Annotated in this window: 25 protein-coding genes; 13 read left to right on the top strand and 12 right to left on the bottom strand. The window is 63.6% G+C overall.

What is annotated here, in order from left to right; translation table 11 throughout:
• Positions 1-39: 39 nt before the first annotated feature.
• Positions 40-2,400, bottom strand: coding sequence for a DNA polymerase II (locus KU43P_RS16420; protein WP_317658421.1), 2,361 nt, complete (start codon positions 2,398-2,400; stop codon positions 40-42).
• Positions 2,401-2,902: 502 nt separating this feature from the next.
• Here KU43P_RS16420 and KU43P_RS16425 point away from each other — a divergent pair.
• On the top strand, positions 2,903-4,336 hold the full coding sequence (locus KU43P_RS16425; RefSeq protein WP_317658422.1) for a PLP-dependent aminotransferase family protein: 1,434 nt from the start codon (positions 2,903-2,905) through the stop codon (positions 4,334-4,336).
• Here KU43P_RS16425 and KU43P_RS16430 read toward each other — a convergent pair.
• Positions 4,329-5,525, bottom strand: coding sequence for a CynX/NimT family MFS transporter (locus tag KU43P_RS16430; RefSeq protein ID WP_317658423.1), 1,197 nt, complete (start codon positions 5,523-5,525; stop codon positions 4,329-4,331). The genes KU43P_RS16425 and KU43P_RS16430 overlap by 8 nt on opposite strands.
• Before the next feature lie 274 nt (positions 5,526-5,799).
• Between KU43P_RS16430 and KU43P_RS16435 the strand changes: the two genes are divergently transcribed.
• Positions 5,800-6,237, top strand: coding sequence for a carboxymuconolactone decarboxylase family protein (locus KU43P_RS16435; RefSeq protein WP_317663847.1), 438 nt, complete (start codon positions 5,800-5,802; stop codon positions 6,235-6,237).
• A gap of 121 nt (positions 6,238-6,358) precedes the next feature.
• Here the strand turns inward: KU43P_RS16435 and KU43P_RS16440 are convergent, their stop codons facing one another.
• On the bottom strand, positions 6,359-7,369 hold the full coding sequence (locus tag KU43P_RS16440) for an AraC family transcriptional regulator (RefSeq protein WP_317658424.1): 1,011 nt from the start codon (positions 7,367-7,369) through the stop codon (positions 6,359-6,361).
• A 168-nt stretch (positions 7,370-7,537) separates the two neighbouring features.
• On the opposite strand from KU43P_RS16440, the gene KU43P_RS16445 reads away from it, so the two are divergent.
• From KU43P_RS16445 to KU43P_RS16455, 3 genes are read left to right on the top strand one after another with little or no spacing between them, the layout of a single operon-like run.
• Positions 7,538-8,722 carry an acetyl-CoA C-acyltransferase family protein gene (locus tag KU43P_RS16445; RefSeq protein ID WP_317658425.1) on the top strand — a complete coding sequence of 395 codons (1,185 nt, stop codon included), beginning with the start codon at positions 7,538-7,540 and terminating at the stop codon, positions 8,720-8,722.
• Positions 8,723-8,734: 12 nt separating this feature from the next.
• On the top strand, positions 8,735-9,583 hold the full coding sequence (locus tag KU43P_RS16450) for a 3-hydroxybutyryl-CoA dehydrogenase (protein WP_317658426.1): 849 nt from the start codon (positions 8,735-8,737) through the stop codon (positions 9,581-9,583).
• A gap of 12 nt (positions 9,584-9,595) precedes the next feature.
• Entirely contained in the window at positions 9,596-10,177 is a 582-nt protein-coding gene (locus tag KU43P_RS16455; protein WP_317658427.1) for a TetR/AcrR family transcriptional regulator, read from the top strand.
• A 78-nt stretch (positions 10,178-10,255) separates the two neighbouring features.
• Here the strand turns inward: KU43P_RS16455 and KU43P_RS16460 are convergent, their stop codons facing one another.
• Genes KU43P_RS16460 through KU43P_RS16480 form a run of 5 tightly spaced genes read right to left on the bottom strand, consistent with a single transcriptional unit; the run spans position 10,256 to position 16,758 of the window.
• The gene (locus tag KU43P_RS16460) at positions 10,256-10,633 is read right to left on the bottom strand and encodes a response regulator (RefSeq protein WP_317658428.1); all 378 of its coding nucleotides are present in this window, start codon (positions 10,631-10,633) and stop codon (positions 10,256-10,258) included.
• A gap of 47 nt (positions 10,634-10,680) precedes the next feature.
• Positions 10,681-11,907, bottom strand: a complete 1,227-nt coding sequence (locus tag KU43P_RS16465; RefSeq protein WP_317658429.1) for a hybrid sensor histidine kinase/response regulator — start codon at positions 11,905-11,907, stop codon at positions 10,681-10,683.
• A complete protein-coding gene (locus tag KU43P_RS16470) occupies positions 11,901-12,476 on the bottom strand; it encodes a chemotaxis protein CheB (protein ID WP_317658430.1) in 576 nt (191 codons plus the stop codon). Before KU43P_RS16470 ends, KU43P_RS16465 begins: the two co-directional genes overlap by 7 nt.
• Positions 12,473-13,294, bottom strand: a complete 822-nt coding sequence (locus KU43P_RS16475; protein WP_317658431.1) for a CheR family methyltransferase — start codon at positions 13,292-13,294, stop codon at positions 12,473-12,475. The genes KU43P_RS16470 and KU43P_RS16475 overlap by 4 nt, the downstream gene beginning before the upstream one ends.
• Positions 13,291-16,758, bottom strand: a complete 3,468-nt coding sequence (locus KU43P_RS16480; protein WP_317658432.1) for a response regulator — start codon at positions 16,756-16,758, stop codon at positions 13,291-13,293. The genes KU43P_RS16475 and KU43P_RS16480 overlap by 4 nt, the downstream gene beginning before the upstream one ends.
• Positions 16,759-17,010: 252 nt before the next feature.
• On the opposite strand from KU43P_RS16480, the gene KU43P_RS16485 reads away from it, so the two are divergent.
• The gene (locus KU43P_RS16485; RefSeq protein ID WP_317658433.1) at positions 17,011-17,361 is read left to right on the top strand and encodes a response regulator; all 351 of its coding nucleotides are present in this window, start codon (positions 17,011-17,013) and stop codon (positions 17,359-17,361) included.
• A gap of 112 nt (positions 17,362-17,473) precedes the next feature.
• Here the strand turns inward: KU43P_RS16485 and cobF are convergent, their stop codons facing one another.
• Together cobF and KU43P_RS16495 are read right to left on the bottom strand one after the other, a co-directional pair.
• On the bottom strand, positions 17,474-18,223 hold the full coding sequence (gene cobF, locus KU43P_RS16490) for a precorrin-6A synthase (deacetylating) (RefSeq protein ID WP_317658434.1): 750 nt from the start codon (positions 18,221-18,223) through the stop codon (positions 17,474-17,476).
• Positions 18,224-18,288: 65 nt separating this feature from the next.
• A complete protein-coding gene (locus KU43P_RS16495) occupies positions 18,289-19,578 on the bottom strand; it encodes an OprD family porin (RefSeq protein ID WP_317658435.1) in 1,290 nt (429 codons plus the stop codon).
• A gap of 358 nt (positions 19,579-19,936) precedes the next feature.
• Here KU43P_RS16495 and KU43P_RS16500 point away from each other — a divergent pair, with 358 nt between their 5' ends.
• The 3 genes from KU43P_RS16500 to KU43P_RS16510 all read left to right on the top strand — a co-directional run bounded on the left by KU43P_RS16500 (position 19,937) and on the right by KU43P_RS16510 (position 21,384).
• A complete protein-coding gene (locus tag KU43P_RS16500) occupies positions 19,937-20,296 on the top strand; it encodes a histone-like nucleoid-structuring protein, MvaT/MvaU family (RefSeq protein WP_317658436.1) in 360 nt (119 codons plus the stop codon).
• A 221-nt stretch (positions 20,297-20,517) separates the two neighbouring features.
• Positions 20,518-21,045 (top strand): lactoylglutathione lyase, encoded by a 528-nt coding sequence (gloA, locus tag KU43P_RS16505; protein ID WP_317658437.1) that lies wholly within the window; start codon positions 20,518-20,520, stop codon positions 21,043-21,045.
• Between the two features lie 96 nt (positions 21,046-21,141).
• Positions 21,142-21,384 carry a hypothetical protein gene (locus tag KU43P_RS16510; protein WP_317658438.1) on the top strand — a complete coding sequence of 81 codons (243 nt, stop codon included), beginning with the start codon at positions 21,142-21,144 and terminating at the stop codon, positions 21,382-21,384.
• 74 nt (positions 21,385-21,458) lie between these two features.
• Here the strand turns inward: KU43P_RS16510 and KU43P_RS16515 are convergent, their stop codons facing one another.
• Entirely contained in the window at positions 21,459-22,280 is an 822-nt protein-coding gene (locus KU43P_RS16515; protein WP_317658439.1) for a shikimate 5-dehydrogenase, read from the bottom strand.
• A gap of 160 nt (positions 22,281-22,440) precedes the next feature.
• On the opposite strand from KU43P_RS16515, the gene KU43P_RS16520 reads away from it, so the two are divergent.
• From KU43P_RS16520 to pbpG, 3 genes are all read left to right on the top strand, one after another.
• Positions 22,441-22,779: a hypothetical protein gene (locus tag KU43P_RS16520; protein ID WP_317658440.1), complete on the top strand. Its 339-nt coding sequence runs from the start codon at positions 22,441-22,443 to the stop codon at positions 22,777-22,779.
• Between the two features lie 94 nt (positions 22,780-22,873).
• The gene (locus KU43P_RS16525) at positions 22,874-23,056 is read left to right on the top strand and encodes a hypothetical protein (RefSeq protein WP_317658441.1); all 183 of its coding nucleotides are present in this window, start codon (positions 22,874-22,876) and stop codon (positions 23,054-23,056) included.
• Positions 23,057-23,299: 243 nt separating this feature from the next.
• Entirely contained in the window at positions 23,300-24,226 is a 927-nt protein-coding gene (gene pbpG, locus KU43P_RS16530; protein ID WP_317658442.1) for a D-alanyl-D-alanine endopeptidase, read from the top strand.
• 119 nt (positions 24,227-24,345) lie between these two features.
• On the opposite strand, the gene KU43P_RS16535 is transcribed toward pbpG, so the two are convergent.
• Positions 24,346-24,771 carry a hypothetical protein gene (locus KU43P_RS16535; protein ID WP_317658443.1) on the bottom strand — a complete coding sequence of 142 codons (426 nt, stop codon included), beginning with the start codon at positions 24,769-24,771 and terminating at the stop codon, positions 24,346-24,348.
• A 199-nt stretch (positions 24,772-24,970) separates the two neighbouring features.
• Here KU43P_RS16535 and KU43P_RS16540 point away from each other — a divergent pair, with 199 nt between their 5' ends.
• On the top strand, positions 24,971-26,305 hold the full coding sequence (locus KU43P_RS16540) for a lysine N(6)-hydroxylase/L-ornithine N(5)-oxygenase family protein (RefSeq protein WP_317658444.1): 1,335 nt from the start codon (positions 24,971-24,973) through the stop codon (positions 26,303-26,305).
• Positions 26,306-26,440: the final 135 nt, after the last annotated feature.

A 26,440-nucleotide genomic window follows, 5' to 3' on the forward strand; every position in this document is an offset into this window, starting at 1 on the left:
AATGCAGGGAAACGCTGGGGCTAGGTATCTAGCACCCGGTCAGAACAGCAAAAGCTGGCGGTCGATCAGACGCCCGAAGTCATCGTTGACGAAGGGCAGGATCGCATCCGCCACCGGTTGCAATTGGCGGCTGAGGTAGTGCTGGTAATCGATCTGCGCCTGCAGGTTCTCCAGCGGCTGCGGACCGGCCGTGGTGATCAGGTAGCTGATCCAGCCGCCACGCTGGTATTGCAGCGGGCGTCCCAGGCGCCGGTTGAACTCATCGGCCAGGCGCGCGGCACGCACATGGGGCGGCACGTTGCGCTGATAGTCGGCCAGCGGCCGACGCAGGCGCTTGCGGTACACCATCAGTTCGTCCTGCTCGCCGGCCAGGGTACGCCGCACGTACTCGCGCACGTAGTCGCGGTAGGGTTCGCCACGAAATACCCGGCCATATAGCTCCTGCTGAAACTGACGGGCCAGTGGCGACCAGTCGGTGCGCACCGATTCCAGGCCTTTGTAGACCATTTCTTCGGTACCATCGGCCCGCTGTACCAGGCCCGCGTAACGTTTCTTGCTGCCCTCTTCGGTACCGCGGATGGTCGGCATCAGAAACCGCCGGTAGTGCACCTCGTACTGCAGCTCCAGGGCACTGTCCAGGCCCATGCTGTCGCGCAGGTGCTGGCGCCACCACTGATTGACCTCGGCCACCAGCGAACGCCCGATGACGGCAGCGGCCTTTTCATCATGGGCGCCCTTGAGCCAGACGAAGGTGGAGTCGGTATCGCCGTAGATCACATCGAAGCCACGCGCTTCGATCAGGGCGCGGGTCTGGCGCATGATCTGGTGCCCGCGCATGGTGATCGACGACGCCAGGCGCGGGTCAAAGAAGCGGCAACCACTGGAACCCAGTACGCCATAGAAGGCGTTCATGATGATCTTCAGCGCTTGTGACAACGCCGCATTGCCGTCGCGCTTGGCGGCTTCCCTGCCCTGCCACACGCGCTCGACGATGGCCGGCAGGCAATGTTGGCTGCGCGAGAAGCGCCCGCCTCTGAAGCCATCGACCGAATGTTCGTCATCGGGCTGGCGCAGGCCTTCGACCAGGCCCACCGGATCGATCAGGAAGGTACGGATGATCGACGGGTACAGGCTCTTGTAGTCCAGCACCAGTACCGAGTCATACAACCCTGGGCGCGAGTCCATGACAAAACCACCGGGGCTGGCTTCGTCGGGGCGGCTGCCCAGGTTGGGAGCGACGAAGCCCATCCGGTGCATGTGCGGGATGTACAGGTGACAGAACGCCGCCACCGAACCGCCGCTGCGGTCCACCGCCAGCCCGGTGACGGCGGCGCGTTCGAGCAGGAACTCCAACAGGCGGGTGTGGGCGAAGATGCGGGTGACCAGCTCGCAGTCCTTGAGGTTGTAGCGGGCCAGCGCCGGCTTGTCCTCGGCGAACAGGCGGTTGATCTCGTCCATGCGCTGGTAAGGCGTATCGATGGCCTTGCCCTCGCCAAGCAGGGTCTGCGCGACGCTTTCGAGGCTGAACGAGGGGAAGCTCCAGGTGGCCGAGCGCAGTGCTTCGATGCCGTCGATCAGCAGGCGGCCTGGAGCATCGGCGAACACGTGGCCGCCGTTGGCATGGGTGCGCAGGGTCATGGCCTCGCCGGCACGCCCCAGGGCCAACGGTACCTGCAACTGGCGGGCGTGTTCGTGCAGCAGGCGCAGGTCGAACTGCACCAGGTTCCAGCCGATGATTGCATCCGGGTCGTGCTGGGCCAGCCACTGGTTGAGGCAGGTCAGCAGTGCGGCGCGGTCATCGCAATAGTGCAGGTCGAAATCGAGGTCGTCGGCGGTGCCATTGGCCGGGCCGAGCATGTACACCTGGCGTTGGCCGCAGCCTTCGAGGGCGATGCTGTACAGCTCGCCACGTTCGCTGGTTTCGATGTCGAGCGAGACCAGGCGCAGGGGTGGGCGGTAGTCGTTGGCGGGCTTGAGCTGGGCATCGCAGAGTACGCCGTGGGCGTCGGGCTTGCCGGTGAACTGCACGCCGGCGGTGATGAAGCGCTCCATGAGGTAGCGCTCGGGGGGGCGAATGTCGGCTTCGAAGACGTCGATGCCGGCGTTGCGCAGGCGTTGTTCGAGTTGCATTAGCTGGCGGTGCTGGCGGGTGTAGAGGCCGAGCATCGGGCGTTGCTCGAAGTCGCGCAGGCGCAGGGGTTTGAGCTGGGTGCCGGGTTCGCTGGCGAGCAGCAGACGCGCGTGGTCGGCCTGGGCCTGGGGGAGGAAGGCAACGGACTCCTGGGGGGCCAGGCGTATGCGTTGGGGGCCGTGGTCGGTGGCCAGCCAGAACTCCACGCGGGTGCCTTCGGGCGTGTCATGCCAGTGACGGGTCAGGACAAAGCCCTGCTGCAATTCCACGGTTACCTCAAATCATCATTTCGCAATTAAAAAGGATTCTACCGCCCAGGCCTGCTTTTAGCTTCGCCTTTCCCAACCCCACCGACCTTTGATCGGGCTTTGGCTCTTGCTCTTGCTCTTGCTTTGGCTTTGGCTTTGGCTTTTGCTTTTGCTTCTTGTGCGCGCAAGTTCAGACGCAGCAGATTGCGACTTCAGGAGGCCGAGCGAAGGCCTTGCGGAGGGAGGCGACGGGCATGGATGCCCGTCGAGCGCTGAGGCCCCATGGATGGGGCCTGCAGCGCGTACTCCCGGGAGCAAGACCTCCGTTCGGCCTCCTGAAGTCGCAATCTGCTGCGTCTGAACTTGCGCGCACTAGAAGCAAGAGCAAAAGCCAACACAAGAGCAAGAGCAAGAGCAAGAGCAAGAGCAAGAGCGCAGAGTGAAGAAAGAGACGGGCTTGAGGGGCGTGATGGAATTCAACAGAATTCCGCTATCCTCTGCTCTTCTGCGCCCGGACCCGATCATGGAACTGCACATTCGCCTGGAAGGCCGCAAAGGCCTGGCCGACCAGCTCTACCAGCAACTGCGCGCCGGCATCGACAGCGGCCACCTGGCCGCCGGCACCCAGCTTCCCCCCACCCGCCTGCTGGCCGAGCAACTGGGCGTGTCACGCAAGACCGTCGCCGAAGCCTATTCCCGCCTCACCTACGACAACCTCCTCAGCGGCGTGGTAGGCCGCGGCACCTTCATCACCCCACGCCAATCCACCCGCACCAGCGACGCCCAGACCGTCCCCCTGGCTGCAGCTGCCTCGCTGGACCGCTGGCAACAACGCGCCACCGTCCTCGCAAGACGCACCCACGAAGCCCCATCACGCTACGACTTCGTCGGCGGTGCCTCGATCAAGTCGCAGTTCCCCTTCGACCACTGGCGCAGTTGCCTCAACTATGCCTTGCGCCGCAGCCAGCGCCACCCCGAACGCCAGTTCACCGCCCAAGGCCTGCCCGAACTGCGCGAAGCCATCGCCCACCACGTCGCCTACACCCGAGGCGTGCATTGCAGCGCAACCGACATACTGGTGTGCAATGGCGCCCAGCAGGCCCTGGACCTCATCGCCCGCGTGCTGATCGAACCCGGGTGCAAAGTCGCCATGGAAGACCCCGGCTACCCACCCGCCCGCCAGCTTTTCCTGGCACTGGGCGCAAACCTGCAATCGGTGCCCGTGGATGACCAGGGCCTGTGCGTCGAGCAGATCGCCGACGGCACCCAACTGATCTACGTGACCCCTTCCCACCAGTTCCCCCTCGGCATGCCCATGCCACTGCAGCGTCGCCAGGCCCTGCTGGCCAGGGCCGCCGAGCTCGGCGCGCTGATCATCGAAGACGATTACGACTGCGAGTTCCGCTACCAGGGCCCGGCCGCGGATGCCCTGCAACGCCTCGATAGCCAGGGGCTGGTGGCCTACGTCGGCACATTCTCGAAAACCCTGCTGGCGGAACTGCGCCTGGGTTATGCCGTACTGCCAGCGCAGGTGCTCGAAGCGGCCTGCGTGGCCAAGCACCTGAGCGACTGGCACAGCCCCACCCTGTTGCAATGGGCACTCGCACGCTTCATCGGCGAAGGCCATCTGAACAAGCACATCCGCCGCTGCCATGACATCTACAGCGCCAGGCGCGAGCGCATCCTCAGCCGGCTGGAGGGTGACCTGGCCCCCTGGCTCACCGCCATACCTGCAAGCGCCGGCTTCCACCTCAGCGCGCTGGCGCAACCTGGGGTGGATGTCGAGCTGCTGGCCAACCTTGCACGCAAGGTGGAGGTCGGCCTTTATTCGCTGGCGCCATTCTTCGATGAAGCGCCCGTACGCCCGGGGTTGCTCATGGGCTTTGGCGCCATCGAACTGTTGGACATCGACCCAGCGCTGGACCGGGTCCGCGATACCCTGCAGCGCCTCAGCTGACGGCAGCCACCTGGCCGCCGTGACCGCGCCGGGCAATGGCGGCGGCGTAACCACGTGGGGCGAAGCAGGTGGTGACCAGCAGCATGGCCAGCACCGTGACGGTCAACAGCGTCCACGAGGCTTGGAAATCACCGCTCACATCCCGCAGCCAACCGGTGATGTACGGCACGATACCGGTGATGATGAAACCTACCCCCTGCACGAACGCCGCAAGGCTTCCCGCCTCTGCTGGCGTCTTCAGATGCTCCAGGGTCAAGGTCAGGCTCAGGCTGAAGCAGGCACCCAGGCCAAAGCCGATCATCGCCACCCACACGCCCATGGCCCAACCCGGCGCGAGCAGCAAGCCAAGAAAGCCCGCCAACTGGATCGACAGCGCCAGCCACAGCCCTGGCCGGCGATCCACCCAACCGCGCAACAACAACGGCAGGCCCAAGGCACCGGCCACCTGGAAAATGGTCATCAGGCCAACCAGGTCACCCCCGCCCTGGGCGGTGCCGCCGTGCTCCAGGTGATAGGCCGGCAACCAGGCGACCATGCTGGTGTAGCCACCGTTGATCAAGCCGAAGTACAACGCCAGCAGCCACGCCCTGCGCGTGCCGAACCAGTGCCCACCGCCAGCGCCCGCCAGCTTCGGCGCAGCGTGACGCGGGCGCAGCACGGCCCAGGCCAGTATCGCCAGCAGCGCCGGAATCGCCCACAGACCAAGGCCTGCCTGCCAATGTCCGAAATGGCCGCTGATATGCGGCCCCAGTACGGCCGCCATCCCGCCACCACTCATCAGCGCCGCCGAATACAGGCCCATGGCGGCGGCCAGGCGGTTGGGGAACCAGCGATTGACCAACCCCGGCATCATGCCCTGCACCACCGCTACACCCAGGCCGGCCAGTACCGCGCTGGCCAGAAGCGCCCAGGCGCTGTCCAGTTGCAAGCGCCACAGGCAAGCCAGGGCAATGGCGCCAAGCCCGCCGAGCATGCCGCCGTGTTCGCTGATCCAGCGCCGCAACCAGGGTTGCAGCAACGGCACCAGGCCCATGCACAGCACCGGTAGTGCGGTCAGCAATGCGGCTTGTTGATAACCGAGGCCGGTGCTCACGCGCATCGGCTCGAGCAGCGGGCCGATGCTGGTCAGGATCGGCCGCAGGTTCAGTGCCAGCAGTACCACCAGCAGCAGGTTCAATCCCCCCCTCATTGTGCGTTCGCCTTGATCTCGTTGAGAGCGAGGGCCAGTTCGGCGGCTTCGCCCATGTAGCGTTCTGCAGACATAAATCGGTGCTCCTGAAGCAAGAGCCGGTCATTATCCTGCCTCTCCGGTCAAGGCTGAAATGAAGAGATTGGATGCCTGTCAGTGGCCACCTTAATGGGCCCAATTGGCCTCCTGGCAAAGGGCACGATTGGCTATCGGGCGGGCGGCCAGGCGGCGGTAAGGTAGCGCCATGTCCACCCCGAATCCCTTGGAGATCACCATGCACAACCGTATCGAATGGCCCAAACACTCGCCGGAAGCGTACAAGGCCATGGTCGGCCTGGAGCAGGCACTGGCCAAGAGTGGCCTGGAAAACTCGCTGTTGGAACTGGTGCGTCTGCGCGCTTCGCAGATCAACGGCTGCGCCTACTGCGTGAACATGCACGCCAATGACGCGCGCAAGGCCGGTGAAACCGAAGCGCGCCTGCAGACGCTGACCGTGTGGCAGGAAACCAACTACTTCACTCCTCGTGAGCGTGCGGCGCTGGCTTGGGTCGAGTGCCTTACCCGCCTGCCCGAGCGCGGTGCGCCGCAGCCGGAGTATGAAGCGCTGCAGGCGCATTTCGAGCCGGCCGAGGTGGTCAACCTGACCTTGGCCATTGCCACCATCAATGCCTGGAACCGCTTTGGTGTGGGCTTTGCGATGGTGCCGGCCTGATAGGTTGCATCGGCCCTGATCGCCGGCCAACCGGCGCCCACAAGTACGCCACTGTACTCAGGCCCAGCGCGGTACCTGTGGGAGCCGGCTGGCCGGCGATAGGGCCACTGCAGGCACCACACTACCGAGCCGTCAACCTGGCCCGATAACTCCCCGGGCTCTGCCCCGTCCACTTCTTGAACGCCCGGTGAAACGCGCTGGGCTCCTGGAACCCGGTCTGCTCAGCGATCTCGGCAATGCTCAGCACCCCTTCACGCAGGCGCTCGAAGGCCATGGCACGACGCACTTCGTCCTTGATCTGCTGATACGACCGCCCTTCACGCTCCAACTGCCGCCGAAACGTACTCGGGCTGATGCCCTGCACCCTGGCCAAGGCCTCCAGCGTCGGCCACTGGCCATAACGCCGGGCCCGCAAATGCCGGTACACCTCGGCCACCACGCCATTCTGGTTGCGAAAACGGATCACCAGCCCCTGCGGCGCGCTGCGCAAGAAGCTCTTCAGCCCCGCCAGGTCTTGCACCACCGGCAGCCGCAGGTAGGCACTGTCGAACTCCACTTCGGTGCGCCCGCTGCCCAGGCGCAGGTCCGGCCCCCACAGCAGCAGGTCGTCATCCTGGGCCGGGCGCGCCACCGCAAGCTCCGTACGGTCGATGGCGATGCGCCGCCCGGCGAGCCAGCACAGCAGCCCCATCATCAGCACCAGGTAGGTCTCTTCGGCGTAGACTCGGGTCAAGGGGTCGGCGATCTGCGATTGCACGCTGATCACCGCGCGCCCGCCACGCACCGTCAAGTTGCCACGCAGGTCACGCAGGAACAGGCCGAAATTGCCCATGCACTGGCGCAGGGCCTTTTCCAGGTTCGGCTCCTGGATAAGCCCGCGGCAGATCAGGGCAAAGCTGCCCAACGGCATGCCATGGCTGTCGAGGCGGAAGAACTCATCGCCAAACTGGTGAATCAGCGCCAGCCACAACTGGGCGAATGCCTTGGCTGGCACCCGAGCCTGCGGCTGGTCGAGCAGGCTCGGCGCGATACCCACCGCGTGCAGGTGGGCATCACGCGCCTCGGGCTGCTCGCGCAAGCCGTGCAGCATGGCATTGAGAAAATACACGGCGACCGTATCGCTATCGCGCATGGCGGAATTCGCTGTCTATGCTGAGTGGCAAAAAGTGCCAGGTTGACTGAACAGAATCGGCATAGGCTGCAACAGAGCCTTTGCCTAGACTCGGACCCCATCCGGGATCGCCGGCCATTCTCGCAGAGCCTGGCCCGCTCCCGCCATGCCTAAGCTAACGGAGCCTCTATGAGCAGCCCAGAAATCTACGTCGTCAGTGCCGTGCGTTCCGCCATCGGCGGTTTCGGTGGTTCCCTCAAGGACCTGCCCCTGGCCGACCTGGCCACCACCATCACCCGTGCCGCCATCGAGCGTTCGGGTGTGGCCGCCGAGCAGATCGGCCACATGGTCATGGGCACCGTGATCCCTACCGAACCGCGTGACGCCTACCTTTCGCGGGTCGCCGCGATGAACGCCGGCATCCCCAAGGAAACCCCGGCCTTCAACGTCAACCGCCTGTGCGGTTCGGGCCTGCAGGCCATCGTTTCGGCCACCCAGTGCCTGCTGCTCGGTGATGCCGACGTGGCCGTGGCTGCCGGCGCCGAGTCCATGAGCCGTGGCCCGTACCTGCTGCCGCAAGCCCGCTGGGGCGCTCGCATGGGCGACCTGCAAGGCATCGACTACACCGTCGGCGTGCTGCAGGACCCCTTCGAACACTTCCACATGGGCATCACCGCAGAGAACGTCGCGGCCAAGCACGGCATCACCCGCCAGATGCAGGATGAGCTGGCCCTGACCAGCCAGCGCCGCGCCGCCCGCGCCATCGCCGAAGGCCGCTTCGACAGCCAGATCGTGCCGGTGGAGCTGAAAACCCGCAAAGGCACCGTGCAGTTCGCCGTGGACGAACACGTGCGTGGCGATGTGACCGCCGAGCAACTGGCCGGCATGAAGACCGTGTTCAAGAAAGACGGCACCGTGACCGCCGGCAACGCCAGCGGCATCAACGATGGCGCTGCCGGCCTGGTGCTGGCCAGCGGTGACGCCGTGCGCCGCCTGGGCCTCAAGCCGCTGGCGCGCCTGGTGGCCTATGCCCACGCCGGCGTCGAGCCGGAGCTGATGGGCCTGGGCCCGATCCCGGCCACCCGCAAGGTGCTGGAAAAGGCCGGCCTGAACATCAGCGACCTGGACGTGATCGAGTCCAACGAAGCCTTCGCCGCCCAGGCCTGCGCCGTCGCCCGCGCCCTGGACTTCGACCCGGAGAAGGTCAACCCGAACGGTTCGGGCATCTCGCTCGGCCACCCGGTCGGCGCCACCGGCGCGATCATCGCCACCAAGGCCATCCATGAGCTGCAGCGCATCCAGGGCCGCTACGCGCTGGCCACCATGTGCATCGGTGGCGGCCAGGGCATCGCCGTGCTGTTCGAGCGCGTTTGAGGGAGTTGAAGCATGAGCATTGAACAGATCGCCGTGATCGGCGCCGGCACCATGGGCAATGGCATTGCCCAGGTGTGCGCGGTCGCCGGCTACTCGGTACTGCTGGTGGACGTTTCCGATGCCGCGCTGGAGCGCGGTGTGGCCACCTTGAGCAAGAACCTGGAGCGCCAGGTCAACAAGGGCACCCTCGACGCCGAGCGCGCCGAGGCGGCCAAATCGCGCATCCGTACCAGCACCGACTATGCCCAGCTCAAGACTGCGCAACTGGTAATCGAGGCGGCTACCGAGAACCTGCAGCTCAAGCAGCGCATCCTCCAGCAGGTGGCCGAAAACGTGACAACCGACTGCCTGATCGCCACCAACACTTCATCGCTGTCGGTTACCCAGCTGGCCGCCAGCATCGAGCACCCCGAGCGCTTCATCGGCGTGCATTTCTTCAACCCGGTGCCGATGATGGCGCTGGTGGAGATCATCCGCGGTCTGCAGACCAGCGACAGCACCTACGCGCAAGCCCTGGTGGTCACCGAGAAGCTGGGCAAGACGCCGATCACCGCCGGCAACCGCCCAGGCTTTGTGGTCAACCGCATCCTGGTGCCGATGATCAACGAAGCGATCCTGGTGCGCCAGGAAGGCCTGGCCAGCGCCGAAGACATCGACACCGGCATGCGCCTGGGCTGCAACCAGCCGATTGGCCCGCTGGCCCTGGCCGACCTGATCGGCCTGGACACCTTGCTGGCGATCATGGAGGCCTTCCACGAGGGCTTCTGCGACAGCAAGTACCGCCCTGCCCCGCTGCTCAAGGAAATGGTCGCGGCCGGCTGGCTGGGACGCAAGACCGGCCGCGGCTTCTACAGCTACTGAGGAGCGAGCCCCATGGCCCCGGTCAATGCCGCAATGCGCTGCACCAGCTTCGAAGAGCGACGAGACCGGGCCATGGCGCTGTTTGCCGAGAAAGGCTTCGGCCAGGTGAGCATGCGCGAACTGGCTGCGCACGTGGGGTTGACGCCGGGTTCGCTGTATCACCACTTTCCCAGCAAGCAGGACCTGCTGTTCGACCTGATCGAGGAGCTGTACGAAGAGCTGCAAGCGACCTTGGAGCTTGGCCGGCGGGCCATGGCCAGGGGTGGTTCTGCACTTTCCTGCCTGATTGCGGCACATTGGCAACTGCATGCCGAGCGGCCCTTGCAGTTTCGCTTGGCCGAGCGGGATTTCTGCTGCTTGAGCGAGGCGCAGCAGGAGCGCCTGGCAGCGTTGCGCAAACGCTATGAGACGGGTTTGCTGCGCTTGATCGCGCCTCAGGCGAAATTGCCGGGGGATGCGCTGGCGGCTACCGCCCAGGTGGTGGCGACCTTGCTCAACCAGTTGCCGGGGATGCTCAAGGCATTGCCCGAGGCGCAAGGGCTGGGGCTGATGGAGAACCTGCTGGTCGGGGGGATCGAGCGCACGCTGGGTTGATCGGTTCCGGCCCTATTGCCGGCAAGCCGGCTCCCACAGCCTGTGAGAACCGGCTTGCCGGCAATAGGGCCGGTGAATTCAGCGCAGCAGGGCCTGGATCTGTTGGTGCAAGGTATCCAGATCAAACGGCTTGGCCAGGATCGGTGCCTTACGCGCGATCGCACTGCCGGACTCGAGGATCTCCGCCGGGTAGCCGCTGATGAAGATCACCTTCAAATCCGGCCTCAGCTTCACCGCAGGCTCTGCAATCTCGACCCCGGAAATCCCACCCGGCAAGCGAAAATCGGTCACCATCAGGTCCAGGTGCGGCTTGCTGGCCAGGATCGCGAACGCCTGCTCACCGTCTTCGGCCACCAGCACGTGGTAGCCCTCGCCGGCCAGGTAGTCGCGCAGGATCATGCGGATCGCCGGCTCATCCTCGACCACCAATACCACGTCTTGTGCATCTTCACTCATGACTACAACGCCTTGAAATTCATACAGTTGGCCATCTGACCCCAGGCTTACGCAGAGGTTGCCCGCGCCTGGTCGTTTTGTGCTGCTGATGTCGACAGCGGCAAGATGAGGCTGAAGGTGGCACCCTTGCCCTCCTCGCTCTCGACCAGAATGCGCCCGCCATGGGCTTGGACGATCTGCTCGGAGATATACAGCCCCAAGCCCAGACCGCAGCTGGCCTGGTGTGCGGCGACCCGCTCGAACTGCTGGAAGATCCGCTGCTGGTTGGCAGCACTGATGCCGATGCCCTGGTCCTGTACCTGCACCCAGGCCATGCCTTCCTGAGCGAACACCCTTACATGAACCGGGCGCCGGTCGCCGTAGCGCAACGCATTGGACAACAGGTTGGCCAGTACTTGTTCAATACGAAACTCGTCCCACTCACCCTGCAACGGCTCGCAGCGCTGCAACTCGATGTAGGTTTCCAGCGCCGTCGCCTGGGCCGTGAAATTCTCCACCAGGCCACGGGCCAGATGGCCGAGGTCGAACAGCTTGGGCCGCAGCGACAGCTTGCCAGTGCGAATGCGCGACACATCGAGCATGTCTTCGATCAAACGGATCAGGCTGTTGATCTGCCGTTCGTCGCGCTCGACCATCGCCTGCAGCTTGTCGGCGCTGAACGCGTCGAGGTTGCCACGCGCCAGGTGCATCTTGCGCAACTGGGTTTCCAGAATCAGGCCGTTCAGCGGAGTGCGCACCTCATGGGAGACGATCGACATGAAGTCGTCGCGCATGCGCACCGCGCGCTCCAGCTCACCCTGCGCCACCTGCAACTGGGCCAGCAGCTGCTCCTGCTGCTCGCGGCTGTGCTCCAGGGCCTGCAACTGGCGATCGAGCACCTTGCGCTGGCGGTACAGGTCGACGAACACCGACACCTTGCTCTTCACTGCCATGGTGTCGAGCGGCTTGTACAGAAAATCCACCGCGCCGCTCTCGTAGCCCTTGAAGGCGTAGTTCATCTCGCGGCCGGCCGCGGTAACGAAGACGATCGGGATATTGCGAGTCTTTTCCGTGCCGCGCATCAGCTCGGCCAGCTCGAAACCGTTCATGCCCGGCATCTGCACGTCGAGAATGGCCAGGGCAAACTCGTGCTCGAGCAGCAGCGACAACGCCGCTTCGGCCGAATGGGCCTGGTGCACCTCGCAGCCTTCCCCTTGGATCAGGGCGTCAAGGGCCAGCAGGTTTTCCGGCAGGTCGTCGACGATCAGCAGTTTGGCAGTGATGGGGCTTAGCATGCGCTGGATTCCAGGTTTGCGAGCAACTGCTCGATGCCGCTCAGAGAAAGTATATGGTCTGGCTGATGCAGGGCCAGTGCGGCCTCCGGCATCAACGCCACCTGAGCATCGCGGGGGTCCTGGACCACGGTCCGGCCGCCGCTGTTCTTGATGTAGGCAAGGCCGGCGGCGCCGTCCTCATTGGCCCCGGTGAGGAGGATGCCAAGCAGGCCGTCGCCGAATGCATCGGCCGCCGACATGAACAGGTAATCGATCGCTGGGCGCGAGAAATGCACCGGCTCTTCCTGGCTCAGCGACAGGCTGAAGTCGCGCTCGACCGACAAGTGGTAGCCGGGCGTGGCCACGTAGATCTGGCCGGGGGCGATCACCTGCTTGTCATGCGCCTCGCACACCGGCCGATGCACCCGCCGCTGCAGCACTTCGGCAAGCTGACTGTGGCGATCATCGGGCAGGTGCAGCACGCACAGCACCGGCGTGGTGAACCCCACCGGCAGGCCGCCGAGCACTTGCAACAGGGCCGCCACGCCGCCCGCCGAGGCGCCGATCACTACCGCGTTTACGCCGTTCATGATTTGCGGTAGATCCGTTCAGGCTTGACCAACGGCTCGAAGCGCTCTGCGTAGGCGGAGAAGTCCACCGACTCCTTGCTGCCCAGCACCAGGAAACCGCGGTGGCACAAGGACTCGTGGAACAGCCCCAGGGCCCTGTCCTGCAGCGCCTTGTTGAAGTAGATCAGCACATTGCGGCACGACACCAGCTGGGTTTCCGAGAACACACTGTCGGTGGCCAGGCTGTGGTCGGCGAAGGTCACGTTATCGCGCAGGCTGCTGTCCATGATGGCGTTACCGTAGGCTGCGGTGTAGTACTCGGAAAAGTCCCGACGGCCACCGGCCCTGCGGTAGTTCTCTTCGTACTCGCGCATGCTCTGCATCGAATAGATGCCCTGCTTGGCCTTCTCCAGCGAACGAGGGTTGATGTCGGTGGCGTAGATGATGGTGCGATCGAGCAGACCCTCTTCGCGCAGCAGGATGGCCATCGAATACACCTCCTCCCCCGTGCTGCACCCGGCGATCCAGATCTTGATCGACGGCCAGGTGCGCAGCAGCGGCACCACCTCGTTGCGCAGCGCCAGGAAGTGGCTGGGGTCGCGGAACATCTCGCTGACCGGGATCGTCAGGAACTGCAGCAGCTGCATGAACATCCCCGGGTCGTGCAGCACCCGTTCCTGCAGGGCCGACACGGTAAGGCAGTCGAACTGGCGCAGGGCATGGAGAATCCGGCGCTTGATCGAAGCGCCGGAGTAATCGCGGAAATCGTAGCTGTACTTGAGGTAGATCGCCTCGATCAGCAAGCGGATCTCGATGTCGGTGTTGCGTTCGCTAGTCAAATTCGCTCCAGTTGCGGCAGCCAGACACGGATCAACGAGAACAGGCGGTCCAGGTCGATCGGTTTGGCCAGGTAATCATTGGCGCCAGCCTGCAGGCATCGCTGCTGGTCGTCCTTCATCGCCTTGGCGGTCACGGCGATGATCGGCAGCTTGCGCCAACGTGGTTGCTGGCGGATCAGCCGGGTGGCCTCGAAACCGTCCATCTCCGGCATCATCACGTCCATCAGCACCAGGTCGATGTCGTCGTGCTGCTCCAGGCGCTCGATGGCTTCACGCCCGTTGCGGCCGATCTCGACGATCGCGCCCTTGTGCTCCAAGGCGCTGGTGAGGGCAAAGATGTTACGCACATCGTCATCCACCAGCAGTATCTTGCGGCCCTCGAACACCTTGTCGCGGCTGCGCGCGGTCTTGAGCATGCGTTGGCGTTCATGGGACAACTGCGATTCGACTTTGTGCAGGAACAATGTCACTTCGTCGAGCAGACGCTCCGGCGAGCGGGCGCCCTTGATGATGATCGAGCGCGAATACTTGAGCAGGTCGGTTTCTTCTTCACGGGTCAGGTTGCGCCCGGTGTAGACGATCACCGGCGGGAAGGCCCGGATGTCCTCGGCGGTCATGCGCTTGAGCAGCTCGTTGCCGAGCATGTCCGGCAGCTTGAGGTCGATGATCATGCAGTCGTAGACGTTCTCGCGCAACAGCGCCAGGGCGTCCTGGGCCATGGCCACGGCGGTGATCTCGACATCGTCGTCGCCGATCAGCCGGGCGATGCTCTCACGCTGCAGGTCGTCGTCTTCCACCAGCAGGATGTGCTTGAGCTTCTGGGTGAGCTTGGCCTCCAGGCGGGCGAACACCTCTTTGAGCTGTTCACGGCTGGTCGGCTTGACTGCGTAGCCCACCGCGCCCATGTGCATGGCCGCTTCTACGCGGTCCTCCACGGAAATGATGTGCACCGGAATGTGCCGGGTGCCTGCCAGCTCCTTCAGGCGCTGCAGCACGGTGAGGCCGGAATGGTCGGGCAGGCGCATGTCGAGCAGGATCGCATCGGGAATGTACTGGGCCGCCAGGGCAAAGCCTTCATCGGCGCCCTGGGCCACCAGGCAGCTGTAGCCGAGCTCGTGGGCCAGGTCGAAGAGGATACGAGCGAAGTTCGGCTCGTCCTCGATCACCAGGATGCAGCGGTTGTCGAACGGCGCCCGTTCACGGTCGTCGGCGAAGGCCAGTGCCGGCAGCTTCTGTGCCGCCGGTGCGGCAACCTTGGGTGCAGGCGGCAAGGTGTCGACCGCCGGGCGCAGGCTCAGGGCTTCGACCTCATCGGTATCGACCTCATAGCGCTCAGGCAGGATCAGGCTGAACACGCTGCCCTGGCCAGGGCTGCTGTCGACGCTGATCTGCCCGCCCAGCAGATGCGCCAGGTCGCGGGAAATCGACAGGCCCAGGCCGGTGCCGCCGTAACGGCGGTTGCTGCTGCCGTCGACCTGGTGGAAAGCACCGAAGATCGCCTGCTGCTGGTCGGCGGCGATGCCGATGCCCGAATCGCGCACGGCAAAGACGATGCCGGTGCCGGCCTGGTGGCTGATGGCCATGCTGACCTGGCCATGGTCGGTGAACTTGATGGCGTTGGACAGCAGGTTCTTGAGAATCTGCTCCAGGCGCTGGCGGTCGGTGAACAACGTGGCCGGCACCTGCCCTTCGATCTTCACCTCGAAACCCAGGCCCTTGTGCTCGGCCAGTGGCAGGAACATGCCGCGCAGGCCTTCGACCAGGCGCTCCAGCTGGGTGGTCTCGGGGCGCACTTCGAGCTTGCCGGCCTCGACCTTGGCGATGTCGAGAATGTCGTTGATCAGGTTCAGCAGGTCGTTGCCGGCCGAGTAGATGGATTCGGCGAACTTGACCTGCTCGCCGCTGAGGTTGCCTTCGCCGTTCTCGGCCAGCAGCTTGGCCAGGATCAGCGAGCTGTTGAGCGGCGTGCGCAGCTCGTGGGACATGTTGGCAAGGAACTCGGACTTGTACTTGCTGGAGCGCTGCAGGTCATCGGCGCGGGCCTGCAGCTCTTGCTGGGCCTGGCTCAATTCGTCGTTCTTGCGGTCCAGGGCATCGGTGCGTTCGGACAACTGCTCGTTGGTCTGCTCGAGCTCGGCCTGCTGGGTTTCCAGGTGCGCCTGGGACTCCTTGAGCACCCGGGATTGCTCTTCGAGCTCTTCGTTGGCGGTCTTGAGTTCTTCCTGCTGCACCTGCAGTTCTTCGTTGAGCTGCTGGGTCTCGGCCAGCACTTCCTGCAGGCGCTGGCGGTAGCGGGCACTTTCGATGGACATGCCGAGGTTGCCGGCAACCCGCTCCATCAGCTCGTCGTCGCGCACCTGCAAAGGGCGCAGGAAGCCCAGTTCGATCACACCATTGATCTGACCGTCGTCGCTGGCCGGCATCAGCAGGGCGCTGCGCGGCAGGCCACTGCCCAGGCCGGAGCTCAGGCGGTAGTAATCCTCCGGCAAGTCTTCCAGGCGCAGCAGGCGGCCTTCGCGCACCGCCTGAGCCAACAGCCCATCGTGGCTGGCCAGCACCTGTTCGCGGGCTTGCTGTTCGGCATCCAGGCCATAGCTGGCCACGCGCACCAGGCGGCCGTGGCCGTCGCGCACGTAGAGCGCACCGACCACGCTGCCCAGGTAACTGGCGAAGAAGCGCAGGATGTTGTCGCCAAGCATGGGCAGGGTCAGTTGCCCCAGCACCTGCTCGGCGAGCTGGGTCTGGCCGTTGCGCAGCCAGGCTTGGTGTTCCAGGCGTTCGGCCGAGCGCTGCTGGGCCTTGAGGTTGTCATCGTAACTGCTCGACAGCGCCAGTAGGTCACGCCGCCCCAGGTAGGCCAGCAAACCACTGAGGCCGACGATGAACAGCACGAACGCGGTAATGGCGGTGATCGTGACGCTGCTGACCGTTTCGTGGCGGCTCATGCGCAACTGCTGTTCGGTGCCCACCAGGTCGTCGAATTCCTTGCGGATTTCGTCGGTGATGCGCTTACCGCGGCCATTGCCGATCGCCTCGCGGAAGTCGCCGCCGCTGCGGCGCTGGGTGATCATCTCGCCGCCGAAGTCGTTCCAGGCCTTCTGCAAGGCGATCAGGCGGTCGATGCGGTCGACTTGCTGCGGGTTGTCCTCGACCATGCTGCGCAGGCTCTGCAAACTGCCGAGAATTTTCGGCTTGGCCACCTCGTAGGGGTCGAGGAAGCGCTCATCGCCAGTGATCAGGAAGCCGCGCATGCCGGTTTCCATGTCGATCGACAGCTTGACCGTCTCGTTGGCATTGCCGATGACCCGGTCGGTGTGTTCGACCCATTGCATGGCCGACAGCAAGTAATTGATGACCGCGACGAAGGCCACGGCGCCGAGCAGGCCCAAGCCTAACGGCAGGCCAATGTTGCGGCTCAACAGCTTGCGGAAGCTTCGTTGGTCCATCGAGGCTGCTTGAATCATGTGAAAACGCCCGAGCGAAATAAAGTCCATTGATCAGTGTGGCGGCCGAAGCCTTGCTTGGCTGCCGCTGCGCTCACCGGTTAACAAGCGAGTTTAACCAGCTTTGACCGCTTCGGCAGGGCATTTAGCCAGTATTTGAAGGCTGTGCGCGCGAATCGTTCCATCGAAGTGTGATGGCCGGTATCCTCGGGAACTTCTGTCACCGCGTGGCGAACAGAATAGAGACATGCCTTTTTCAACAGGAAACGAACCATGCAACTTCTGGTAGTCGAAGACGACGACATCGTACGCATGCTGATGGTCGAAGTGCTCGACGAGTTGGGCTACAAGGCCATCGAAGCGGAAAACGCCACGAGTGCCCTGCGCATTCTCGAAGACCCGGATCAGCCCTTGGCCCTGCTGATGACCGACGTGGGCCTGCCCGACATGCGCGGCGAAGAGCTGGCAGCCAAGGCCCGTGCGCTGCGCCCACTGCTGCCGGTGCTATTTGCCAGCGGCTATGCCGAGAGCCTGAACGTGCCTGAAGGGATGCACATGATCGGCAAGCCGTTCAGCATCGAACAGTTACGCGAAAAAGTGGTGGGGATTCTGGGTACGCCGTGAGAGCGGTGTGGGCTTTATCGCCGGCAAGCCGGCTGCCACAGGGGCCCCACTGTATTCGGGCCCAGTGGAATACCTGTGGGAGCCGGCTTGCCGGCGATAAGGCCAGCCCTGCCTAAAGCTCCCGCCGCAACAGGTAGGTATCCATGACCCACCCCTTGCGCGCCCTCGCCTCCTCCCGCACCTCCAGAATGCGCGCCTTGACCGCCTGCAAAGGCCCGGCAATCAGCACCTCGTCCTCGGTGCCCAGGTAAGCGCCCCAGTAGATCACCAGCCCGGGGTCGTCGAGCGCAGCGAACGCACACTGCCCATCGAGCATCACCACCACATTGTCCATCACCCCTTGCTCGATCAGGCGCCGCCCTGGCAGCACGGTCAGCGGCTCGCCGATACGGTTGAGCGGGACCAGATGCCGCGCTGCCAACGCCTGCACGCTGCTGATACCCGGAATTACCTGCAGGCGCAGGGCAACGCCCCGTTCGCGAACAAGATCCAGCACGCGCAAGGTGCTGTCATACAAACTCGGCTCGCCCCACAGCAAGAAGGCACCGATATCCTCGGCGCCCATTTCCTCGCTGATCAGGCGGGCGTACAGGGCAGCGCGCTGGCGATGCCAGTCCTGCACGGCCTCCACATAGTCCACGGCCTCGGCATCGCGTCGCGGGTCGGCGACCTGCACCAGGCGGTAGCCACCTTCGGGGCAGTAACGTTCGAGGATGGCCTTGCGCAGCCCTACCAGCGCGTCCTTGTCAGCGCCCTTGTCGAGCACGAAGAACACCGTGGCACGGCGCATCGCCTCCACGGCCTCGTAGGTGACCTGGCGTGGGTCGCCGGGGCCGATGCCGATCAGCAGCAGCTCTTTCATTGCCTTGCCCGCAAAGAGGAACCAGCGGCCATTGTCGGCCGGCCGCCGGGGTTTGGCAAAGCGCCCTAGAAGATCGAGAAGGTGTAACTGACGATGACCCGGGTTTCGTCCATGTCCCGCGCCCACTTCACGTAGTTGCTGCGATAGGTGGAGTTACGCAGGCGGACGCTGACATCCTTGAAGGTGCCGCTCTGGACCTGGTACTTGAACTCGGTGTCGCGTTCCCATTCCTTGCCCTCGTCGTTACTGCCCGGGACCTTGATATGGTCGCCGTTGATGTAACGGGTGAAGAAGGTCAGGCCAGGCACGCCGAGCGCCTTGAAGTCGTAGTCGTAGCGCAGTTGCCAGGAGCGCTCCTGGGCGGCGGCGAAGTCATTGACCTGCGCATAGTTGACCAGGTACGGGTTGGTGCCATCGAGGTACGGCATGGCGCTTTCGCCATACATGCGCTGCCAGCCGGCGCTGATCTTGTGACCGCCCAGGCTGTAGCCGAGCATGCCGCTGAAGGCGCGGTGATCGATCTCGCCGGCATGGGCGTTGCCGATGTCATCACTCTTGATCAGGCGCAGGTCGGCCGACAGGCTGCCGACCGCAAGGGGCTGGCTGGCGACGAAACCGAGGAAGTGCTGGCGGTAGATGTTTTCCAGCCTGGACACCTGGTACTGGGCACTGAAGCGGTCGTTGAAGCGATAGTCCAGGCCCGCCAGGTCAACGTGATCCGCTTCGATATCGCAGGCATAACGCTTGTTCTTGCAGTGCACGCGAACATCCTGGCGGTCGGTGGAGTCACGCGCCGTGTATTGGTTGAACCGGGCCAGGGTGAACTTGAGGTCCTTCACCTCTTCGGACGTCAGCATGGCGCCATGGAACAGGGTCGGCAGCAGACGGCCATCGTTGTATTTCAACAATGGCACATCCGGCATCATCGAGCCGTACTTGAACACCGTATTGGAAACCTTGGCCTTGGCCGCCAGGCCCATCTTCGCGTACTGGTTCTCGGAGTGCCGCGGATCGTGACCGGAAGAAGGCAACAAGCCGCTGTTACTGTCGGCCGGGCTAGAGTCGAGTTTGAAACCGAACATGCCCAAGGCGTCGACGCCGAAACCGATCGGGCCCTGGGTATAACCCGACTGGAAATTCAGAATGAAACCTTGCGCCGCTTCTTCGCGCTTGGACGCGCCCTGACTGGCGCTGCTGTGGCCGTCACGAAAATCCCGGTTGAAATAGACAGTGCGCGCTTCGACCTTGGCAGTACTGTCTTCAAGGAAACCGGCAGCCTGGGCCTGAGCACCGGCACACAACAGCAACAGGCCGGCAACACGGCGCCCGGGGGCGAGAGGAAAAGGGGCAAACATGCGAGGGAACATCCAGAACAAAAGGCAGAAAAACAAATCCGATGCGCACTCGGTGGCACGGATGCGAGACGACCAAACAATCCTTGGCCATCATCTGAAATGATCGCGCAAGTGCTCTATCGCAGGCCATTGGACCATGGTCTACTGCCTCGCCCCAGCACCTGGAAATGACAGCGAATTTACCGTTCGAAAAACTAGCAAAGTTCCCGCATTACTTGAAAAAGTTTGCAGTTTACCGACCGGTCGCAAGTGTCTACACTCGATATCAGCGAACAGTATGACCCACCCGCGTGGCCGGCGTTATTTCTCTTCAATGTTCGTCACGCCCTGCCACGGAAGACGTACAGGAGTGATTACAGTGTCCAGACTTGCAGAGTTTCGTGCTGCCGAAAAAGCGCTCCAGGAACAAATGGCGCAACTGGAGGCGCTGAAAAAGGATGCCGGCCTCAAACGCGAAATCGAATTCGAGCAGAAACTAGTCGGCCTGATGAAAAGCTATGACAAAAGTCTGCGCGATATCATCGCCATCCTTGATCCAAAGGCTGTGACCCGCAGCACGGCCAGTGCGCCAAAACAGACACGCCGACCGCGCGTGGTGAAAGTGTACGAAAACCCTCATACGGGCGAGCTGATCGAGACCAAAGGCGGCAACCACCGCGGCCTCAAGGCCTGGAAAGAACAGTACGGTGCGGCGACGGTGGAAAGCTGGGTTCGCTGATGAAATGTCAACACCCACTTCACACTTTTTTCACAACGGCTGGATCAGTATCGAAACAGCTAAAGGACTAGCGACCCCATCACGCGCCCGCACATGCGGGCCTCTATTCCAGCGCCCTGCCTCGTGCAGGGCGCTTTCATTTGCGCAATCGCTTCACTGCCGTATCATGGCCCCCTGTCTGTTTCGCTGGCCACGCAGCCAGCCCCGTCTCTGGAGTACCCATGAGCCTGCACGATCTGCACTCCCTGCCGGGCGTTACTGCCCAACCTGACGCCGCCACCGCCCAGTTCGTCTTCAACCACACCATGCTGCGGGTCAAGGACATCGAGAAATCGCTGGACTTCTACACCCGTGTGCTGGGCTTTTGCCTGGTCGACAAGCGTGACTTCCCCGAAGCGGCCTTCAGCCTGTACTTCCTGGCCCTGGTCGACCCGGCGCAGATCCCGGCTGACGACGCCGCACGCCACCAGTGGATGAAGTCGATCCCGGGCGTTCTGGAGCTGACCCACAACCACGGCACCGAAAACGACCCCGAGTTCGCCTACCACAACGGCAACACCGACCCACGCGGCTTTGGCCACATCTGCATCTCGGTGCCGGACGTGCGCGCCGCCTGTGCCCGCTTCGAAGCGCTGGATGTGCCGTTCCAGAAGCGCCTGGCCGATGGCCGCATGAACCACCTGGCCTTCATCAAGGACCCGGACGGCTACTGGGTCGAAGTGATCCAGCCAGCCGAGCTCAAAGGCTGACGCCTATCGGGTCGCGCTCGTCGGGCCGGGAACTCCCGGCCACTCGCTGTGGTATATGAAGGTAACCGCTTCATATGCCACAGCGAGGTAAGGACGATGCAATCTCTTCACTGTGAATACCGCGACCACACCATCACCGCCAGCGTGATGCCCCATCCCGACTCCCCCCTGCCCTATGCCGCCGGCTGCCTGATCACCGACCCTGAAGGGCATACCAGCAAGCGCATTTCGATGCCGATGAAGTTTTTCTCCGACCTTGAGAATGCCCAGCATGTGTCGCTGGCCCATGGGCGTGCCTTGGTGGATCAGCAGCTGGACAAGGGGCATCGAGCCTTCTGATCGCCCTCAAGGGCCCTATCGTCGGCACGCCGGCTCCTACCGCGGGGTGTCAGCGATAGGGCTCCTACAGGCAACTAGACATCCCGTGCATACGCCACTGCCGCATCAACCTGCTCCGCGGTCGGCCGCACTCCGGTGTACAGCACGAACTGCTCCAGCGCCTGCAGGGCAATTACTTCCAACCCGGTAATCACCGGCTTGCCCAGCGCCTGTGCACGCCGAATCAGTGGTGTCTGCGCCGGCATCGCCACCACATCGAACACGCGCTCGGCCGCGGCTATGGCGTTCTCGCTGAACGCCAGCCGGTCAGCCTCCGGCCCGCCCGCCATGCCGATGGGCGTCACGTTCACCAGCATCGGCGGGCACAGGTCGCCCAGTTCGGCCACCCAGCGGTAACCGCACACATCCGCCAGCTGCCGCCCCGCCTGCTCGTTGCGCGCCACGATCACGCCTTCGTCAAACCCCGCGTCACGCAGGGCACTGGCCACTGCCTTGGCCATGCCGCCACTACCACGCAAGGCAAACGCCGTGGCCGGGTCGACCTGATGCTGTTCGAGCAGTTGCCGCACGGCCAGGTAGTCGGTGTTGTAGGCCTTCAGATAGCCAGCGGTGTTGACCAGCGTGTTCACCGACTCGATAGCGGCCGCGGACGGGTCGATCTCGTCGACCAGGGCCATGCAGGCCTCCTTGTACGGCATCGACACGCCGCAGCCACGAATGCCCAGGGCACGGATGCCCGCCACGGCGGCCGGCAGGTCGTCGGTGGTCATCGCCTTGTAGTAGTAGTTCAGCCCAAGCTGTTGGTAGAGGTGGTTATGAAAACGTACGCCAAAGGTACCGGGCCGCCCGGCCAGGGAAATGCACAGCACGGTGTCTCTGCTGGGAGTTGTCGCCATAACCTGCTCCTTTTTCATAACTGAAACGTTTGTTCAGCGTAACAGAGACAACCGCTGGTCGTCCCTTACACAACCTTTACCGTTCCCCTGTGCTCACCTGACAGAAGCCAGAGTCATAGTAATAGGGCCCCAAGCGTGGGGTTACTTGCGAGGACGTCACATGAACCGCCTTATCCCCGGAATCGCCCTGCTGGTCGGTGCCCTGGCCACCAGCGGGCAAGCCTCCGCCCACGGTGGCGGTGGGGGCTGGTATGGCCCAGGCCCGCTGCTCGGTGCTGCGGTTGTCGGGGCGGTGGTCGGAGCGACGGTGTACGGCGGCCGCGACCGTACGGTTTATGTACAACAGCAGCCAGCCTATTACGGGCCGCCACCGGTGTATGTACAGGCACCCCCGCCGCAGCCGGTGTACTACCAGCCCTACTACGTCCCGGCGCCACCGCCACCGGTGTACCGCACCTACGGCCCGCCGCCGGTGTATTACGGCCCACCGCGCTGGTGAACGTAGAAAATCCTGATGAGCACTATTGAGCAAGTTGATTTCAAACCGCGAAGGCTGCTGCGTAAGGTAGGGCCATGTTTTACAGGAGGTCCCCATGGCCACTATTCAGATCATGTCCGTTATCGGCAGCGCCGTCCCGACTACACTGCGTGAGCAAGGCCTGCTGGCTTGCTGGTACCTGGTTCTTAACGGCGAACCCGTGAGCGGCCCGCTGGCCACCCGGGCCTCGGCCCAGGCGTTGGCCGAACAGCTGCAAGCCGATTGCCTGCTGGCTTGAACGAATTTGTTGTGCGTTGCTCCCTACGCCTCTTCTGACCCGCTCCTGGCGGGTCTTTTTTTTGCCCCGCACAAACCGACGAACGGAGGCGGGATAACCGTTACAGCATGAAGCTTTTTTCATTTCCATGGGCTGGCTCAACGAGCAATCGACAGCCGCTGAGCCATACTCCAGAATGCGAGCGTTTTTTGGGGGAAAACCCTTGCACAGCCAACGACATACCAACTTTTAGTGAGCCTCAACGTGAAAACATCCCTGTCCATCCTCAGCCTGCTGCTGTTGCTCACAGGTACCGCGACCCTTCCGTCGACCGCTGCTGCACAACCCCCAGCCCAGGTTCAACGCGACCCCAGCAAACTGCACCTGGCTTCCGGCAGCGCCCTGCTGATCGACCTGAATACCAACCAGGAACTGTATTCGAGCCACGCCGACCGCGTGGTACCCATTGCCTCGGTCACCAAGCTGATGACGGCGATGGTGGTGCTGGATGCCAAGCAGCCCATGGATGAGATGCTCACCATGACCATCGCCAACAACCCGGACATGAAAGGCGTCTACTCACGGGTTCGCCTGGGCAGCGAGCTGAACCGCCGCGAAACACTGCTCATTACCCTGATGTCGTCGGAAAACCGTGCCGCCACAACCCTGGCCAACCACTACCCAGGGGGCTACCCGGCCTTCATCAAGGCCATGAATGCCAAGGCCCGCAGCCTGGGCATGAGCCACACCCGCTACATCGAACCAACCGGCCTGTCGACGCAGAACGTGTCCACCGCACGTGACCTCGGCAAACTGCTGATGGCGTCGCGCAAGTATCCGTTGTTGAGTGAGCTGTCGACCACCCGTGAAAAGACCGTGGCCTTCCGCAAGCCCAACTACACGCTGGGCTTTCGCAATACCGACCACTTGGTGAACAAGAGCAACTGGGACATCAAGCTGACCAAGACCGGCTTCACCAATGAAGCGGGCCATTGCCTGGTACTGTTGACCCGCATGGACGACCGCCCGGTGGCCATGGTGATCCTCGACGCTTTCGGCAAGTACACCCACTTCGCCGATGCCAGCCGGATGCGTCAGTGGCTGGAAACCGGCGCGACCAAGCCAGCACCGGCGGTGGCGATGCAGTACAAGTCGGACCGGCAGAACAAGACCCGGTTGGCCACCGAGTAAGACGGGGTTGCGCTGTGGGAGTGCCAGGGCGCCCCATCGCCGGCAAGCCGGCTCCCACAGGTACACCACAGTTTTCGCTGGGAGCCGGCTTGCCGGCGATAGGGCCTCGCGCCCGAGGCCTAGGCCTGTGTGCTGACCATCCCGCCGGCACTGCTGCCGCCGGTCTTTTGCAAGGCTTCGAGCAATTGCGCGGTGGCCTGCAGAATCTCGCCATTGAGCGTAGCGATGCTCGCTTGCTTGGCAGTTACGGCTGTCATCTTGGATGTTTCATCCATTTTCTGCGCCATCAGCACAGCCAGTTGCTTCTGCTCCTCGGCCAGCTGCTTCTGCAGTTTCTTGATCATCTCGCGCAACTGCTTGATGTGCGCGGGCTCGCTGCTCTCTTCGCTGCCCTGTGCACCTTGCGCCTGGCCGCTGCCGCGCAGTTTCGAGGTGTCGGCCTGAACGGAGCTGCCCTGGCTTTCTTCGGCCTTGTCCACTTCGCTGCTCACCGCTGCGGTGGCTGCGGCTGCGTTGCTGATGGTTACCGCTGCGATACCTACCATGTGTTTGTCCCTGCGTTGAAATGGGTCCTTGCGTCGACTTCCCTATCGGCCGCCTAACGCAGACCTTTAGCACTCGCGGCCAGGCGGTACACGGCCGGCCAGTAAATTCCCCTCCCCCTGGCTCGTATCAACCCATGTACCTACGCAGGAGCCGGAGCCCCGGCGAGCGTCCACATTCGACCATTATGGAATCGCAGCCATGAGCCAGTCCTCGAACCCGGAAACCATCAAAGATCTGATCGGCGTGGGCTTCGGCCCTTCCAACTTGGCCCTGGCCATCGCCCTGGAAGAACTTGCGCAAACCCAGGGCCATGCCCTCGACGCGCTGTTCATCGACAAGCAGCAGGAATACCGCTGGCACGGTGAAACCCTGGCCACCCAGAGCGAGTTGCAGATTTCCTTCCTCAAGGACCTGGTCTCGCTGCGCAACCCCACCAGCCCCTACAGCTTCGTCAACTACCTGCACCAGAAGCAGCGCCTGGCCGACTTCATCAACCTCGGCACCTTCTACCCCTGCCGCCTGGAGTACAACGACTACCTGCGCTGGGCCGCCGAGCACTTCGCCACCCAGGCCGTATACGGCGAGCAGGTGCTGCGCATCGAGCCTGAAGTGAAAGCTGGCCGGGTGGAGCACCTGCGCCTGGTGTCGCGCGATTGCCAGGGCCGCGAATTCAGCCGCCGCACCCGCTCGGTGGTGGTCGGCACCGGCGGCACGCCGAAAATCCCGGAAAAATTCGGCGCCTTCAAGGACGACCCGCGGGTGTTCCACCACTCCCAGTACCTGAGCAGCCTGAACAAGCTGCCCTGCACCGAGGGCAAGCCGATGCGCATCGCCGTGATCGGCTCTGGCCAGAGCGCCGCCGAAGCCTTCATCGACCTCAACGACAGCTACCCGTCGGTGAAAGTCGACATGGTGCTGCGTGGTTCGGCGCTCAAGCCGGCCGACGACAGCCCGTTCGTCAACGAGATCTTTTCGCCCGACTACACCGATCTGGTCTACAACGAGCCCGCCGACCAGCGCGCCAAACTGCTGGGCGAATACCACAACACCAACTATTCGGTGGTCGACCTCGACCTGATCGAGCGCATCTACGGCATCCTCTACCGCCAGAAGGTCGCCCACCAGTTCCGCCACAACGTGCTCTGCCGCCGCCAGGTGGAGGCCGTGGTGGCGACCCGCGAAGGCATCGAGCTGACCTTGCGCGACCTGGCCACCGGCCAGCAGCAGACTCACCGTTACGACGCCGTGATTCTGGCCACCGGCTACGAGCGTCGCTCGCACCGCGACCTGCTGGCGCCGCTGGAAGGCTACCTGAAAGACTTCACCGTCGACCGCAACTACCGGGTACTGGCCAGCCCCGAGCTGCAAGCCTCGGTGTACCTGCAAGGGTTCTGCGAGAACAGCCATGGCCTGAGCGATACCTTGCTGTCGGTGCTGCCCTCCCGTGCAGCCGAGATCGGCCAGGCGCTCTATCACGACCTGGCGCACAAGCACGGTTCCCTGCCCGCGGCGGTCGCCCTGACCAGCGCCTGAGCCGCCTTCGAAAAACCGGCAAGGTGCCCTGCGCCTTGCCGGCTTTCTGCCCTCTGAAACATTTGCTTGCACTTGAATTGGCGGGTTTTTGATTCTCATTCGTCCTTTAGATATGCAGCCCCACTGGTTGGGCCT

Origin of the sequence: Pseudomonas sp. KU43P (assembly GCF_033095865.1) — a bacterium.
In the GTDB taxonomy this organism is placed as follows: domain Bacteria; phylum Pseudomonadota; class Gammaproteobacteria; order Pseudomonadales; family Pseudomonadaceae; genus Aquipseudomonas.